The 15,428-nt window shown below is 64.1% G+C and carries 15 protein-coding genes; 8 read left to right on the forward strand and 7 right to left on the reverse strand.

Translation table 11 applies throughout. From position 1 onward, the window contains the following. Positions 1-80: 80 nt before the first annotated feature. Entirely contained in the window at positions 81-3,068 is a 2,988-nt protein-coding gene (locus tag ACSQ3D_RS09495) for a TIGR03032 family protein (protein ID WP_436126691.1), read from the reverse strand. 85 nt (positions 3,069-3,153) lie between these two features. Here ACSQ3D_RS09495 and ACSQ3D_RS09500 point away from each other — a divergent pair, with 85 nt between their 5' ends. After that, positions 3,154-4,701: an IPTL-CTERM sorting domain-containing protein gene (locus tag ACSQ3D_RS09500; protein WP_436126692.1), complete on the forward strand. Its 1,548-nt coding sequence runs from the start codon at positions 3,154-3,156 to the stop codon at positions 4,699-4,701. A gap of 225 nt (positions 4,702-4,926) precedes the next feature. After that, positions 4,927-5,481 carry a nucleotidyltransferase family protein gene (locus ACSQ3D_RS09505; protein ID WP_436126693.1) on the forward strand — a complete coding sequence of 185 codons (555 nt, stop codon included), beginning with the start codon at positions 4,927-4,929 and terminating at the stop codon, positions 5,479-5,481. Positions 5,482-5,612: 131 nt separating this feature from the next. Here ACSQ3D_RS09505 and ACSQ3D_RS09510 read toward each other — a convergent pair whose 3' ends face one another. Both ACSQ3D_RS09510 and ACSQ3D_RS09515 read right to left on the reverse strand, forming a co-directional pair. Beyond that, the gene (locus ACSQ3D_RS09510) at positions 5,613-6,140 is read right to left on the reverse strand and encodes a superoxide dismutase family protein (protein WP_396507150.1); all 528 of its coding nucleotides are present in this window, start codon (positions 6,138-6,140) and stop codon (positions 5,613-5,615) included. Positions 6,141-6,259: 119 nt separating this feature from the next. Continuing rightward, positions 6,260-6,853, reverse strand: a complete 594-nt coding sequence (locus tag ACSQ3D_RS09515; RefSeq protein WP_056412085.1) for a gamma-glutamylcyclotransferase — start codon at positions 6,851-6,853, stop codon at positions 6,260-6,262. A 129-nt stretch (positions 6,854-6,982) separates the two neighbouring features. On the opposite strand from ACSQ3D_RS09515, the gene ACSQ3D_RS09520 reads away from it, so the two are divergent. Continuing rightward, a complete protein-coding gene (locus ACSQ3D_RS09520) occupies positions 6,983-7,534 on the forward strand; it encodes an OmpA family protein (protein WP_436126694.1) in 552 nt (183 codons plus the stop codon). A gap of 152 nt (positions 7,535-7,686) precedes the next feature. On the opposite strand, the gene gloA is transcribed toward ACSQ3D_RS09520, so the two are convergent. Beyond that, positions 7,687-8,100 (reverse strand): lactoylglutathione lyase, encoded by a 414-nt coding sequence (gene gloA, locus ACSQ3D_RS09525; protein ID WP_056423361.1) that lies wholly within the window; start codon positions 8,098-8,100, stop codon positions 7,687-7,689. Then, positions 8,097-8,648: a PaaI family thioesterase gene (locus tag ACSQ3D_RS09530; protein WP_056412095.1), complete on the reverse strand. Its 552-nt coding sequence runs from the start codon at positions 8,646-8,648 to the stop codon at positions 8,097-8,099. The genes gloA and ACSQ3D_RS09530 overlap by 4 nt, the downstream gene beginning before the upstream one ends. Before the next feature lie 82 nt (positions 8,649-8,730). Here ACSQ3D_RS09530 and ACSQ3D_RS09535 point away from each other — a divergent pair, with 82 nt between their 5' ends. Genes ACSQ3D_RS09535 through ACSQ3D_RS09550 form a run of 4 tightly spaced genes read left to right on the forward strand, consistent with a single transcriptional unit; the run spans position 8,731 to position 12,487 of the window. Further along, on the forward strand, positions 8,731-9,213 hold the full coding sequence (locus ACSQ3D_RS09535) for a MarR family winged helix-turn-helix transcriptional regulator (protein WP_436126695.1): 483 nt from the start codon (positions 8,731-8,733) through the stop codon (positions 9,211-9,213). Further along, entirely contained in the window at positions 9,203-10,483 is a 1,281-nt protein-coding gene (locus tag ACSQ3D_RS09540; RefSeq protein WP_436126696.1) for an MFS transporter, read from the forward strand. Before ACSQ3D_RS09535 ends, ACSQ3D_RS09540 begins: the two co-directional genes overlap by 11 nt. Positions 10,484-10,538: 55 nt before the next feature. Next, on the forward strand, positions 10,539-11,057 hold the full coding sequence (locus ACSQ3D_RS09545) for a MaoC family dehydratase (RefSeq protein WP_436126697.1): 519 nt from the start codon (positions 10,539-10,541) through the stop codon (positions 11,055-11,057). After that, on the forward strand, positions 11,054-12,487 hold the full coding sequence (locus ACSQ3D_RS09550; RefSeq protein ID WP_436126698.1) for an MATE family efflux transporter: 1,434 nt from the start codon (positions 11,054-11,056) through the stop codon (positions 12,485-12,487). The genes ACSQ3D_RS09545 and ACSQ3D_RS09550 overlap by 4 nt, the downstream gene beginning before the upstream one ends. Positions 12,488-12,618: 131 nt before the next feature. Here the strand turns inward: ACSQ3D_RS09550 and ACSQ3D_RS09555 are convergent, their stop codons facing one another. Beyond that, complete coding sequence (locus ACSQ3D_RS09555) at positions 12,619-13,425, reverse strand: SDR family NAD(P)-dependent oxidoreductase (protein ID WP_436126699.1); 807 nt, start codon at positions 13,423-13,425, stop codon at positions 12,619-12,621. A 559-nt stretch (positions 13,426-13,984) separates the two neighbouring features. On the opposite strand from ACSQ3D_RS09555, the gene ACSQ3D_RS09560 reads away from it, so the two are divergent. Next, positions 13,985-14,317: a hypothetical protein gene (locus ACSQ3D_RS09560; protein ID WP_436126700.1), complete on the forward strand. Its 333-nt coding sequence runs from the start codon at positions 13,985-13,987 to the stop codon at positions 14,315-14,317. Here the strand turns inward: ACSQ3D_RS09560 and ACSQ3D_RS09565 are convergent, their stop codons facing one another. After that, the gene (locus ACSQ3D_RS09565; protein ID WP_056166191.1) at positions 14,318-15,313 is read right to left on the reverse strand and encodes a DNA-binding protein; all 996 of its coding nucleotides are present in this window, start codon (positions 15,311-15,313) and stop codon (positions 14,318-14,320) included. Positions 15,314-15,428 lie beyond the last annotated feature (115 nt).

The following is a 15,428-nucleotide window of genomic DNA, read 5'->3' on the forward strand; positions in this document are numbered from 1 at the left end:
GCGCACGCTGGAAAGACGGAGGGACACACCGCCGCCCCCGGGGCTGGATTCAGCCGCCTGCCCCGTGCGCGTTCGCCATCTCAGTCCCTCGCCACATCCTTCATGGCCTCGTCCGACAGGACGAACGAGCCGCCAATGACATCGGCATCGGGCTCCAGCACCTCGGGGTAGCGCAGGTCGGGCAGTATCTGGATGTCGAAGATCTCCTGCACGATGCCCTCGAAACGGATAAAGCCCACCGTATTGCCGGTGTTCAGGTCAATGACCCATACGCCACAGCTACGCTCTTCAGGCTTGAGGCGCTGGCTTAAGGCAATGCCGTCGAACACGCTCTCGCGCACCTGGGACAGTCCCACGAAGGCCAACGAACCATGCATGGCCAGGCCGCGGGTAAAGCCGGGCATGTGGGCGACGGTTTGTGTTTTTCCGGTGGCCGGATCGAACGTGATGAGCGTGCCTTTGGCGCTCTCGAGCAACCACCATTGGCCGTTGTGCCAGCGCGGGGAGTGCGGCATGCCAAGGCCTTGGGTGACGATTTCGTTGCTGGCGATGTCCATGACGATGCCGCCTTGGGCTTTGTGGTGCCGCCAGCCTTCAGGGGTGTTGGTGCTGCCCAGGGCCGTGACCAAGGTGGGGGTGCCGTCGCGCATCCCCAGGCCATTGAGGTGGCATCGGTCTTCGGCCGCCAGCGCGGTGACAAACGATGGTCGCCAGCGCGGCACAAAGCTGTGGTCGCGGTCGAGCGTGCACAGCGCCGAAAACCGGGTGTTGACCACCCATAGTTCACCACCCGCATCAAAAGCCAGCTCATGCACTCTGATGTCGCCAGTGACGTGCATGTTGCGCGGTATGAAGCAGCCGTCGTGCTTGTTGGGGTGCAGACGGGAGGCGACGTCGGGCATGTTTCGGTAGTCCCAGACGGCTTGCAGCGTGCCGATGGCCAAGCGGTTGCCGTCGTAGGCCATGCCCATGGGACTGGGAAAGTAGGTCAGGTGGGTGTTGAGCTTCGGGCCATCTGCACGCAGGGTGATGAGGCGGCCGCTTTGGTAGGTGGTCACCAGCAGCGATGCGCCCAACTCATTGAGCAGTTGCGGCAAGGATGTGGTGTGAACGCTGCGAAAGTCCTGGTGGTCGTGCGGCTGGGCGGGGGCGGCGCTGGGGGTGGGCGTTGGCATAGGGTGGACGGTGGCCGGGTGGGGGCCGGCGGCAGGCATGGGAGCGGGAGCGACGGGCGCCACCGGCGTAGGGGGGCGGCGCAGGGGCTCGTGGGCAAACAGTGCCCGGGCGCGCTCGGCAGTGGCCGAGACCAGGTGCATCAGAGGCTCGATTTCGGTGGCGTTGGCTCGCCATTTGTCGGGGTTGGCTGGCGTGAGGGTATGCCGCGAAGGCGGCAGCGGTGCGGTCAAGTTGCGATCCCACGGCAAGCCAACGAACTGGCTGAGCCTGCGCACTTCTTGCTCCGGGTGAGCCACCAGTTGGTCGTAGCTGGCCACGCACCAGCTGTCGGGTGGCAGCGTCTGCAGGTCATCCAGCACGGTGCGGGTAATGGACTCCCATTGGCGCACGGCAACCTCTGCCGTGGACATGCCAGCCATGTCACGCCATCCTTGTACCAAGGCCAGCGACCAAGGTGTGCTGCGCCAGCCAGGCAAGTCGTAGGTGACAAAGTGCCCGGAGCGCCAGGCATCCAGCATGCTGCTGATGGTGGCGCGTTCATCGCGGTACAGGTAGATGAACATGGCATCCGGAAACATGGCGCGCAAAAAAGGAATGCGCAGGCTGTTTTTCGGGGTTTTTTCCAGAAACCGAAAGCTATCCCGGTCCGCCGTGGGCCGCCCTTCGCGGTCATGGGCAGCGGTGGCAAATCGGGATGCAAGCTCCTGCATCACCTCGGGGGTGGCATCTGCACTGCCCAGTTGGTTGGAGTGCCATTGGTGGGCGGCGGGATGCAGCGCCTCGATGCCCTCGATCAGTGCATGGCTCTCACCGCCGATGGAGAACACGTCCTTCGCCTGGCTCAGCGTCTCAAACAGCAGCGACGACCCTGAGCGCGGAGACGAAACGATGAAAACGGGCCGGTCGAATCGCGTCTGTGCGCCGCGCACCGACGGCACCACCCGCTCGGCCAGATCGGTGTTGAGGGCGGGTGCCAATAATATCTGCTGCACCGCGAACGCGCCGTCCACCCCGTTGGAAAGCGTCACGCTGCTGCGCAGTCGGCCCATCCTGTCGCCGGTACTTTCCAGCAGATCGGCATAGGCGCGCCAACCCGAAGGGGCTGACTGGTGCCGGTCCCAGAGCTGCCGCCATTGGTCGAAAAAACCGGCCACTTCGGCACGCAGGGCTTCGCCCGAATTTGTGCTGGGCAGCACGGCCTGGATGTTTGCAAACAGCGTTTGCTGCTCTGCAGGCGACATCACCACAGGAAAATTGTCCACCTCATGCCAAATTTTCGGCCGGGCGCCGGGCTCGAAGGCCACCGTGCGGACCGGGCCCATGGCTGGCGCTTGCGGATCCGTGGGGCGGCCGCCTTGCGCGAGCAGTGCCGACAGTGCCGCCGAACCCGTGGTGTCGATCACCAGGTGGATGCGCTGCAAGTGGGTGGGATTGATGACGTTGTGCTCGCGCCAGGTATCGAACACCCAGGCTTGACCGGCTGCCATGTGCAGCGCTTGGCCGCCGCAGATAAATTGCACCGCAGGATCGGTCACGATGGGCACATGCACGCGCATGTGCTGCTGCCAGTAGTAATTGACATCCACATGCAAGCTGGCTTCGGCCCGGCCATCAATGCGCATCAGGCGGGTGCGGCCGATGGGGGCTTGCAGTACCGACATCACCTGTTGCAGGTACGGGCAATCGTGCAGTTGCGGCGTGGGTTGCATCACCCCTTTGACACCGTTGTTCAGAGGGTCGCCCTCCACAGCCATCAGCGGCAAGGCCGCATTGCCGGCATGCCCTTCGGGGTGTGGCTGCCACGCCACTTCGGGCAGGGCGCGGATCTCGCTGGCCAAACGGGCCGCATCGAAGGCCAGGGGGAGTCGGATGAATTCTGTGTTCAGGCGCATAAGGGTCAGGCACCGGTTACTTTCGTGCCCATTGTTCGTAGAATCTGGCCAACAGCAAAGTTAGCATCACTAAAGGATGAGGGATATGGCGGTATACCTGACACAGGGTGGTGCATGGGATCGTAAGTCCGATGCAAAACGGACAGGAAAAAGCGCGGTATTGGCTGCGGGCGCGGCGCTCGCAGCCATGGGCGGGCAAGCATCGGCAGCGGTCATCGAAGTGGATTCTCTGGCTGACGATGTCACGGCAGGCGACAACTTGTGCACGCTGCGCGAGGCGGTGAACAATGCCAACACCGACAGCGACACCACCGGGGGAGATTGCGTTGCAGGCGCGGGCACCGACACCATTGACCTGTCTGCATTGACCGGCACCATCACATTGGGTGGTACCCATCTGCGTCTTACCGATTCGGTCACGGTGCAAGGACCCCCGACGGGGACACTGAGCATCAATGGCAATAGCACTTCCCGCATTTTTTATGTCAGAAGTGCCGGTGTAAACGTCACCATCAGCCGTCTGACGCTGACGGCGGGTAGAAATAGCAGTGGCGCTGCTATTCGTTTCGAGCAATCGGGAAGCTTGACGATCGACCAGTCCGTCATCACGGGCAATGTGTCGACCAGCAAAGGTGGCGCGCTGTTTTTCAGATCCAATGCAGGCGGGGTCAACATCAGCAACACCAGGGTCAGCAATAACACCGCAAGTTCCGGTGGAGCAGGGTTGTTTTTGTATAACGTAGCTGGCTCCAGCAGCATCACCAGTTCCACGATTTCAGGAAATTCCGGCGGATCTCGGGGCGGCGGCATCTTTTTGTATAAAATTAATGCGCCATTGACCATCAGTGATACTACGATTTCGGGCAATAGCACCGGCAATGGTCGTGGTGGTGGGGTGTTCTTTTATAAATCGTCTGCACCCGGCACGCTGACCGTTGATCGCTCGACCATCAGTGGTAACACTGCAGGCCAAGGGGGCGGTTTCTTTTTTTACAAAACCAACTCCACGTTGCGTCTGGAAAATACCACCATATCGGGTAACGCCGCCAATGCGGGAAAGGGTGGCGGCATTTATTTGAGGGGTTCGTTTGGCGGTACCCAGTTGACCGACATACGTTCGTCTACGCTGGCATCCAATACGGCGAGCACATCGGGGGGTAATCTCGACGGAGGGAACAGCGCCAACACCATCAACATCACGAATTCCATCTTCGCTGGTGGCACCGCGCCGACGGGCCCCGATATCAACACGGGAAACGCCACCATCAACATGAACTACTCGCTGCTGCAAAGCACATCGGCCGCTGTGGTGGTGGGTGGCAATAATATCGGTAACGTGGACCCCCAATTAGGATCGCTGGCCAACAATGGTGGCGCCACGCTCACACGCTTGATTGGCAGTACCAGCCCGGCACGCAATGCAGGCTCAAACACGTTCGTGACCGTGGCTTCAACCGACCAGCGAGGATTGACGCGCATCGTGGGCGGCACCATCGATATGGGTGCGGTGGAGATTCAACCCTTTGTACCAACCGATACTGCCAGCAAGATTCCTACTTTATCGCAATGGGCTTTGGTGCTGCTGGCGACCTTGCTGGCGTGGTTGGGCATCCGCCGTTATCCAAGGGTGTAAAAGGCCACTCAGGCGCATTGGCGGGCGGCGCTTACGGTGGCGTGCCTTGGGGAAAGTTGAGAAAATCGAGCAGGCCATTGCGGCCGAAGCCTGAATTGTCCAAGCGTGCGTAGATCACTGGCGCTCGCAAGCGATGGGCCATTCATTGCGGCGTTGCTTCGCACTTTCTGCCGTACGGGAAACTGGCGAGAACATCTTTTTCAAATCCCACAGGCAATTGCGTCCATGCGACACCAGCTTCCCACGGTCCTGATCCTCGCCTCCGGCCGGGGCGAACGGTTTACCGCATCGGGCGGCGCGGTACACAAGCTGCGCGCGCCCTTGGGCAGCACTACCGTGCTGGAGCACACCCTGGCTGCCGTGCGGGCCAGTGGTTTGCCTTGGCATGTGGAGGACGAGGGCCACCCCGGCATGGGCGATTCGATTGCAGCGGCGGTGCGCGCGACGGCAACGGCGCCGGGTTGGCTGGTACTGCCCGGAGATTTGCCGCTGGTGCTCCCCGAAACGCTAAGTTCCATCGCCGCCGTCTTGGCGGACTGCGCCGTGGCGGTGCCGGTGCACCAGGGCAAACGCGGCCACCCCGTGGGTTTTGCCGCCGAATGCCTGTCTGGACTGCTGGCCCTGGCGGGAGAGCAGGGCGCTGCCAGCGTGGTGCGCCAGCAGGCGCAGCGAGAAAGAGTGCGTTGGCTGGAAGTGGAAGACGCAGGCACGGTGACGGACATCGACACCGTGCAGGATCTGGCGCGCGCCGAAGCCCTGTTGGCGGCGCGCCGGACCTGAGGGCTCCCCAAAAAAGCAAACCCGCCCGCCGATGCAGCGGGGCGGGTTATGGCCAGCGCAACGGCGGGCAAAAGCTTTGCAGGCAGGCGGGCGGATCGGTGCGGCTTCAGCGCCCTACCTGCGTGCGACCGTTACTTGGCGGCGATCACGGCACAGGCCAGACGGGGGCCGGCGTTGCCCGTGGGCTGGGTCTTGTAGTCGTCGGGGTCGCGGTGCACGATCAGGCCCTTGCCCACGATGTCGTTGGCGGTGCTGCCGACGCGGATGGTGCGCGACTCGAAGCTGAAGGTGGCAACGCCGTTGGCGTCGGCCTTGAGGCTGGGCAGGTCGCCCGTGTGGTGCTCGCCCGCGCCGTGGTGGCCGTGGGGCTTGCCGCCGGGGTTGAAGTGGCCGCCGGCGCTCATGCCGTCGCCGCTGGAGCAGTCGCCTTTTTCATGGATGTGAAAGCCGTGCTCGGCACCCGCCTTGAGGCCACGGATTTCGCCGGACACCTTCACCACATCGCCGGCTTGCACGAACTTCACCGTACCGGTGGTGGTGCTGCCGCGCGTGGGCTCCAGCGTGGCGCTGGCCGTGGGGCCGGAGGAATAACCGGCGCAGCCCACCAGGGCGGCAGCGGCGATGAGGGACAGAACACCGGCTGAACGAACATTTTTCATGGGTCAGGCTCCTTGGCTGAGGGTGAGAGACCGCCGCATTGTGCACCCGCCGCGCCGCGCTGCACCGCAGGACACGGCGCCGTCCGCACCGGCCGCCGACGCACCGTGCTCCAGAGCGTCTAAGCCTCTTTGCGGGCCAGTGCAATCAGCTTGGCCAAGGCGCGGTCATGGATACCGTGCCTGCGCAGCTCATCGTAGGTGGCCTGGGCGTAGTCCCGCGTGGTACCGAAGCGCCCGCAGGCCTGCTCGAAGATGCGGCAGTACTCTTCGTCGGGCAGCTCGCCCGTGTGGTTGGGACTTTTGCGCGACAGGGTGAACGCCAGCGCCTGCACGGTGCCTTGCGGCGTGCGGCAGGGCAACCAGCGCGGGTCGTACACGGCGGTGACCATCTCGCGCTGCCACAGGTTGATGAGCACCTGCCGCGCCTGCGCCTTGTCCACCCGGAACACCATCCCCCGGCAGCTGCCGCCGGACAGCATGCCGAACACCAGCCCCGGGCACTCGGGCGTGCCGCGGTTGATGCGGCTCCACATCTTGAGCGCCCGGTGCCAGCCGTGCACGGTGGCGGGGCGCCGCTCGGTGTAGTCAAAGTCCGGCCGCCAGATCAGCGAGCCATAGCCGAACACCCACAGGTCACTGTGGCCGCCCCATTCATCCAGTGCACGCTCCAGCATGGGAGCCGGGTCGCGAAGGGGCGCGGGAAGATTCGTCATGAGAGCACTTTACAATTGAAGGCTTTGGTGCGGCGTGCCAGGGTCTTGTGCCCGCCACAAACAGTGCAGCGGCATGGGCACGCCAGACCTTTTTCTACCTCAATCAACATCACGACTGCGGGAGTTTTCATGTCCAGTTCCGACGACGATAGCCAAGAACGTTTTGCCTTGGGTTTCCTGTTTGCGCTCATCGCGCTGGTGATCTCCGCCGTGGTCGGCACCGTGGTGGTCAAGCGCGTGGGCGCTGCCGGTGCCGCCAAGCCGGTGGCGGTGGCAGCAGCAACTTCGGCTGCACCTGCCGCACCCGCTGTTGCAAGCAACGCGCCAGCGGCCCTGGTCGCTGACGATGCGGCCAGCGTGCGGGTGGACAACGGCGTAGTGAAGTTCTACTTTGCCAGTGCCAAGGCAGACTTGGCTGCCGGCGCCAACGAAGCGCTGGCCGACGTGGTCAAGGGCGTGGCCGAGGGCAAGAAGGCTGTCGTGTCGGGCTTTCACGATGCCACGGGCGACGCCGCGCTGAACGCCGAACTGGCCAAGCAGCGCGCCTTTGCGGTGCGTGACGCCCTCAAGGGCCTGGGCGTGGCCGACGACAAGATCGACCTGAAGAAGCCCGAAGAAACCACGGCCAGCGGCAACAACGCCGAAGCCCGCCGCGTGGAAGTGGCACTGAGCGCGCAGTAATTCAGCGGCAGTCCACCGCGGACCCAATGAAAAAGCCCGGCAATGCCGGGCTTTTTTACGGGCGCTCAATGGGCCGCTGAATTGAATAAAAACTGGCTCTACCGCTTGTCTGGTAAGCGCTACAAGCTATTAATTCAATAGCAAACGCCAAATCAACGCAGACCACCGCCCGCCGAACCCTCGGCCCTTTGTATCAGCTCAATCTTGTACCCGTCCGGGTCCGTGACGAAGGCGATGACCGTGGTGCCGCCCTTCACGGGGCCCGCTTCGCGCGTCACGTTGCCGCCCGATGCCTTGATCTTCTCGCACGCCGCATAGGCGTCTGGCACGCCCAGGGCAATGTGGCCGTAGGCCGTGCCCAGGTCATAGCTTTCGGTGCCCCAGTTGTAGGTCAGCTCGATCTCGGCCTGGCCGGGGTTGCCGCCGTCAAAGCCCAGAAAGGCCAGCGAGTATTTGTACTCAGGGTTTTCGGACTGGCGCAGCAGTTGCATGCCCAGCACTTGGGTGTAGAAATCAATCGAGCGTTGAAGGTTGCCAACGCGCAGCATCGTGTGGAGGAATCTCATGCCTTCGATTGTGCCGGCAGATCAAAGACCAAGCAGGTGGTGGTGGCGTGGGCGTACAGCGTGCCGTCCGGGCCCACCAGGCGGGCTTCGGCCGTGGCCAGTTGGCGGCCGCAGTGGATCACGCGGCCTTCGGCGCGCACGCGTTGCACCTTGGGTGTCAGGGCCTTGACCAGGTTCACGCCCAGCTCGGCGGTGGTGTAGCCACGGCCGGGCAGCATGCGGGTGTGCACGGCGCAGCCCAGGGCCGAGTCCAGCAGGGTGGCAAACCAGCCGCCGTGCACGGTGCCCATGGGGTTCAGGTGGGCCGGCCCCGGCGTGCCCTGGAAGACGGCCAGCCCTTCGTCCACCTCCATCAACTGGAAGTCCAGCGTGCGGGCGATGGGCGGGTAGGGCAGCTCTCCGCGCAGCATGGCCTGCATCATCTGCAAACCCGTCAAGCCCGCCACTTGGTCGGGGCGCGAGACGCCCGGTCCCACGCCGGCCTCCAGCCGGGCGGCGATCTCGCGTTCCTGGGCGAGCCATTGTTCAAGCTGGTTGTTCTGCGTCATGGGTACGGTGCCTTGGATGGGAGTGGGGTGAAAGCCAAACGAATAACTTGCATATGCAATTATTGCAGATACAATTTATAGCATGCAAGCTGAAATCATTCCACCCGAAGCTGTCGCCGGTGCGCTCCCCCAGGGCTGCACCAACTTCAAACTGCGCCAGCTGATGAGGCGGGTGGCGCAGCACTACGACACCGAGATGGCACGGTGCGGCCTCAAGACCACGCAGTATTCGCTGCTGTCGCATGTGCTCAAGCTGGGGCCCATTCGCCCGGGGGACCTGGCCGCGGCCATGAAGATGGACGCCTCGACGCTGACCCGCAACCTGCGCCCGCTGGTCGATGCCGGCTGGGTCACGCTCGAGGCCGGGGCCGATGCGCGCAGCCGGCTGGTGCACATCACCGATGCCGGCCGCGATAAGCGCGCCGAGGCCCAGCGCCACTGGAAGGCCGCGCAACTGGCGCTCAACGACACCCTGGGGGCAGGGCGGGTGAACGCGCTGCACGCCTTGGTCGACGATTCCCTGGCCCTGCTGGCCAGTGCCCAGGAGCCCGGCGATGACCAATGACACCCGTAACACCGCACCCGCAGGGCCCGCACGCGCTGCTGCGCCCGCGCTGCCCTTGTCCCTGTGGCTGGTGCTGCTGGCCGCAGCGGGCGCCTTTGCACTGACCATGGGCACGCGCCAGACGATGGGCCTGTTCCTGTCGGCGCTCAACACCTCCACCGCGCTGGGCATTGGCAGCATCAGCCTGGCGTTTGCGTTCGGCCAACTGTGGTGGGGGCTGACCCAGCCCTTTGCGGGTGCGGTGGCCGACCGCATCGGTACCGGCCGCGTGATCCTGCTGGGCGTGGCACTGGTGGCGCTGGGCACTTTCATCACGCCCTACATGACCACGACCATCGGCCTTATCTTCGCCATTGGCGTGCTGGCCGCGGGCGGGGCAGGGATGGCGGGGCCGTCGGTGCTGATGGCCGCCACCTCACGCCTGGTGCCGGCCCATCAGCGTGGCCTGGCCACCGGCATCGTGAACGCGGGCGGCTCTTTCGGCCAGTTCATCATGGCGCCCATCGCCATCAGCCTGACTGCCGCGCTGGGCTGGGCCAGCGCCATGCAGTGGCTGGGTGTGCTGGTGCTGCTGGCGCTGCCAGCGGTGTGGGTGCTCAAGGGCAATTCCAACGCGCTCGCGGCGCAGGCCGCTGCCGCGTCGGGCCAAAAGGCATTGACCGCCCGCCAGGCCGTGGTCCAGGCGCTGGCCACCCCGAGCTACCGCTACCTGGCCATCGGGTTCTTGGTGTGCGGCTTTCATGTGGCCTTCCTGGCCACGCACCTGCCGGGGGTGATTGCGGCGTGCGGGTTGCCGCCGCAAGTGGGCGGCTGGGCCTTGGCCGTGATCGGCCTCTTCAACATCGTGGGCAGCCTGGCCATGGGCTGGGCCGTGGGGCGCTGGCGCATGAAGTCGCTGCTGTCGCTGCTGTACGCCGTGCGCGGCCTGGCGGTGCTGGTGTTTCTGTTCGCGCCCAAGACAACGCCGGTGGTCCTGATTTTTGCGGCGGTGATGGGCGTGACCTTCCTCTCCACCGTGCCGCCCACGGCGGGCCTGGTCGCCAAGATGTTCGGCACCGCCAACATGGCGATGCTGTTTGGCGTGGTGATGCTGTCGCACCAGATCGGCGGCTTTCTGGGCGCGTACCTGGGCGGCAGCGTGTTCCAGGCCACCGGCAGCTACGACTGGGTCTGGTACATCGACATCGCCCTGGCTGCAGGTGCCGCGCTGGTGAACCTGCCCATCCGCGAGGCCCCGCTGGCGCGCAGCCCTGCAGCTGCTGCGGCCTGAGCCAAGCCGAGCCAAGCCACTTCATCCGTTGATCCTTAGCTGAAAGCAAACTGCCATGACAACCACCCTGGCGGCAGCCGCCGCATTGCCCGACCCAGCCCCACCCCAACCGCTGTACCTGGACGACCTGGCCGTGGGCGACCGCTTCACCAGCGGTGAACACGCCATGGACGAAGCCCAGATCAAGGCGTTTGCAATCCAGTTCGACCCGCAGCCTTTTCACCTGGACGAGGCCGCCGGCCGCGCCACGCTGTTCGGCGGCCTGGCCGCCAGCGGCTGGCACACAGCGGCCATCACCATGCGCTTGCAGGTGACCACGGGCCTGCCGATTGCCGGCGGCATCATCGGCGCCGGGGCAGAAATCAGCTGGCCGCGGCCCACCCGTGCCACCGATGTGCTGCACGTGGTGAGCGAGGTGCTGGAGATCCAGCCGTCCCGATCCAAGCCCGACCGCGGCATGGTCACCGTGCGCAGCGAAACCCGCAACCAGCAGGGCGATGTGCTGCAGCTGTCCACCGTGCGCATCGTGGTGCCGCGCAGGCAGGTGGCAGCGACCCCGGGGGCGGCTTCATGAGCAGCGCAGCCACGGCGCCAGCCGCGCCCGCGCCGCTCGACGCACGCACCCGCATGCTGCTGGAGGCGCCCATTGCGCCCACCTTGCTGCGCCTGGCCATGCCCAATGTGCTGGTGATGCTGGCGCAGGCGGGTGTGGGTCTGATCGAAACCTATTTCGTGGGTCAACTGGGCACCGATGCGCTGGCGGGCATGGCGCTGGTCTTCCCGGTGGTCATGCTGATGCAGATGACGTCGGCAGGCGCCATGGGCGGGGGCATTGCGTCGGCCATTGCGCGGGCGCTGGGGGCGCGCCGGCGTGACGATGCCGATGCGCTGGTGCTGCACGCGCTGGCCATTGCGGCGGTGTTTGCGCTGGTGTTCACGGTGGCGGTGGTGGGAGGAGGGCGCTGGCTGTACACCCGCATGGGTGGCACCGGCGGCGCGCTGGAGGCTGCGCTGATCTACTCCAACTGGGTTTTCGCGGGGGCGTTTCTGGTCTGGCTATTCAATACGCTCTCGGCCGTGATCCGCGGTACCGGCAACATGGCGGTGCCCGCGTATGTCACGGTGCTGGGCGCGGTGGTGCTGGTGCCGCTGTCGCCGTTGCTGATCTTTGGCTGGGGCCCGGTGCCGGGCCTGGGCATTGCGGGCGGCGCCATCGCGCTGATGGCGTACTACGCCGTGGGCAGCGCCGTGCTGGCGGCCTATTTGTGGTCGCCGCGCAGCCTGCTGCGGCCGTCGTTGGCGCAGATCCGCTTTCGCTGGGCGCTGTTCAAGGACATCTTGCGGGTGGGCCTGGTGGGTACGGTATCTACCGTGGCCACCAACCTGGCGATCGGCGTGACGACGGCGCTGGTGGGCGGTTTCGGCACCGCGGCCATCGCGGGCTATGGCACCGCGTCGCGGCTGGAGTATTTGCTGGTGCCGCTGGTGTTCGGCCTGGGCGCACCGCTGGTGGCCATGGTCGGCACCTGCATCGGCGCCGGCCAGCGCGAGCGGGCCCTGCGCGCCACCTGGATCGGCGCGGCCATCGCGTTTGCCATGGCCGAAGCCATCGGACTGTGGGCGGCCGCCTTTCCGGGCACATGGCTGCGTCTTTTCAACAGCGACCCGGCCATGCTGGAGGCTGGCGCGCTGTACCTGCGCACCGTGGGCCCCGTGTATGGATTCTTCGGCCTGGGCCTGGTGCTGTACTTTGCATCGCAAGGGGCAGGGCGCCTGTTGTGGCCCGTGATCGGCAACATCGCCCGGCTGGCGGTGGCCGTGACGGGTGGCTGGCTGGCCCTGCGCTGGGGCGGCGGGCTGACCGCCGTGTTCGCCGCGCAGGGCGTGGCGCTGGTCCTCTACGGGCTGGTCAACGCATGGGCCATTGCAGGCGGGGCCTGGTTCGGCCGGGTGGGCTGGCCGCGCAGCATGGCGGGCCTACTCAGCCGCGTGCCGCAGGGTTGAGCCGGACTGAACTGAACAAGGCTGCAGAGGGCCGAACGGTGCTGAATTGGGTTAAAAGAAGGGCCTACCGCGCACTGGGCTTGCGCCAGAAGCTATCAATTCGATAGCATGCAGCACTGCGGCTCATCGCGCTACACCGGCACGGTGTAGTTCAGCGTCATCCGGCCACCATCGACCGTGACGATCTCACCCGTCACATAACTGGCCGCGTCACTGGCCAGCCAGGCCACCACATCGGCGATTTCCGACGGCTCGCCCAGCCGCTTCATCGGCGTGCGGCTCATGATCTTTTGCTTGGCCTCGTCGCTGGTGAGCACAGCCTTGGCGGCCAGCTCGGTGGCGATGGTGCCGGGCGCGACGGCGTTCACGCGGATGTTCTTGTCGGCCAAAGCCAGCGCCATGACGCGGGTGAGCTGGTTCACGCCGCCCTTGCTCACGTTGTAGCTGGAAATGCTCGGGATGGTCAGCACGCCGTTGACCGAACTCATGTTGACGATGGACCCGCCGCCAGACGCCACCATGGCCCGCGCCACGGCCTGGCCCACCAGAAACGAGCCTTTGAGGTTGACCCGCAGCACAGCGTCGAAATCTGCCTCGGTCACATCGAGAAAGTCCGCAGCTCGGAATATGCCGGCGTTGTTCACCAGCACGTCGATGCGTCCATGCGCGGCCAGCACTTGAGCCACCAGGGCATCGACCTGCGCCTTGTCGCCCACGTCGCAGCGCACATACAGCGCGCCCAATTCCTGCGCCAGCGCCTGGCCGCGCGCGTCGTCCACATCCACGATGACCGGCTTGGCACCATCGGCCGCAAACCGCCGCACGCAAGCTTCGCCGATGCCTTGCGCGCCGCCGGTGACGACGCACACGCGGCCCTGGTGGCCGAAGTGGATGGTGGATGGGCGTGTTGTGGGAGATGGTGGTGCTGTGAGGGTCATGGCCTGATGGTAGCGGTGATGGTGGGGTCCGGTGAGCTAGACGGAGGCTGCCTGGAGCTGCCTCTGCAGCGGCTCTATGACTTTATACGATGTATATTATGTAAAATGACTAAAAGGGTGAACGTCATGGTTACCTAGGCACGCCGTTCATTTTTTTAAAGTTGTTCCTATTTTTTGAGCAAAGTTGTAGACAAACTTTGTCCGGAAATTGGGGTTTGGGAATGCTTTGTGGGAGCTGGGCCCAGAAAACGGGTGCAACACGACAAGATTTGGGTTTGAGGCTGCTTTCCTGTACTCGAACCTCTTTCGTGTCGCACGCGGACTCGGCGTGGGAGCCCAATCTTGTCGCGATCTTTTGGGACACGGGAACAGAGATCGCTCCTCAATGCTAGATGCCGGAGAAGTCGCATCCACGTTTAGCCCATCGTGTAATCTTGGCAGAATGATGGCTCCGCCAGATAACTTCTCGACCGACAAAAGTCGCTCATCGGCTTGCTACGCTTCCGCAGCACAGTCGGCGGGTCTTTTGCGCGCTGGCGACAAGTATCGGCGCGACCGCATGGACGCAGCCGACATGCTCTCGGTTGAGGAAGCGGCCGAGGTGGCTGGGACTAGTCGGAATGAGATTGAGGAGTGGATCAAGTCGCATCGCTGCATTGCCGTTTTCGATCGATGCCGTCAGTACAAATTGCCTCGCTGGCAGTTAGAGCCCAACGTGTGGAATGTTCTGCAGTCTCTGACATCGGCTCTTTGCGCGACTGATGGCTGGCAGGTGCTGGTCTTTTTAGAGACACGAGCACTGGCTTTAGGCGGAGAGACGCCGCGGACCGCACTAGAACAAGGCGTGAATGCGCAGCGCATCCTGGCACTGGCAACTGCGGAGGCTCATTGATTAACTAGTGCGATTACTCGCTCTTGCTTTGCGAGTTTTCACGGTGGGCTTCACCGAATCGCTAGTCGGCAATCGATCGCGAAGTTCGTTGAGGACGGCGAACATCTCAGTGCTGCGCTGTTCAAGCTTTCCTCGCAAGTCCTTCGTCTCGTCTCTGGCCGCGTGCAGATCTTTGACCAGACCTGCTTTCTCCGCCTGCAGTGCCCCCACGAGGGCCTCCAGCTCTCGAGCTTTCTCCAGCGAAGCCGACAAGGACTTGGCAGACTCCCGGGCGTCGCCCTCCAGTTTGAGTGTCAGCCGCTTCGATTCTTGGCGCGCACGGTCCACCTCTGCATTAAGTCTGCGCTCCTGAGCCTGCGCACGCTCCTCTAGACGCGTGCGTTCTCCCCGGTGGTTAATCTCCATTTCCTCTTGGCGCCGACGCTCTGCATCCGCTGCCAGTCGGAGCTGCTTGCTCTCTGAGCGTGACGCAGCCAGCATTTCCTGGGTTCCAGCAAGTTGCTGCTGCAGCTCCTGGATAAGACGGCTCATCTCGGCGATCTGCGCATCCCTGGCCTGCATTGCCAGATCATAGGCTTCGCTTCGGTCGGTCAGGCGCTGTGTTTCCTGTGCCAGGAGGTCTTGCGCCTGGCGTAACGTCTCGGCTTGCGCACTCAGCTCTTTACGAGCTTCAGTGAATTGAGCCGTTGCACGCTCGTCTGCGTGCTGGAGGGCCCTGCCCCAGATGGCTTTTGCAGCCCTGACAACCGGCGCGGGCAAAGGGATTTCGGCGCCGCCATCTTGCTCAAATGCATCCACCGGCGAATGCAGCCGCTGGGCCAGCGAGCCATACCAACCATCAAGCATTGGTCCCACAGTATTGGGGGAACCACGGCCGAGCTGTTGGCGCACGCGCTCGATCGTCGGCCGCTCCCCGAGTCTGAGAACGGTGTCGGCGGCTGCCCAGACCTCTTCCGTTTGCACACCACGCGGGCCTCGCACAATTTTTGACTGCATCGCCCTACTCCACTAAAATTTTACCCACGATAATCGATGCTTATCGCGACTCATTGCCACAACTAGTTGTAAACAATACATCATATGTAGTATTTTTTGGAATTACGTTCTTCCA

It is taken from the genome of Acidovorax sp. LjRoot117 (genome assembly GCF_964252695.1).
GTDB lineage: Bacteria > Pseudomonadota > Gammaproteobacteria > Burkholderiales > Burkholderiaceae_C > Acidovorax.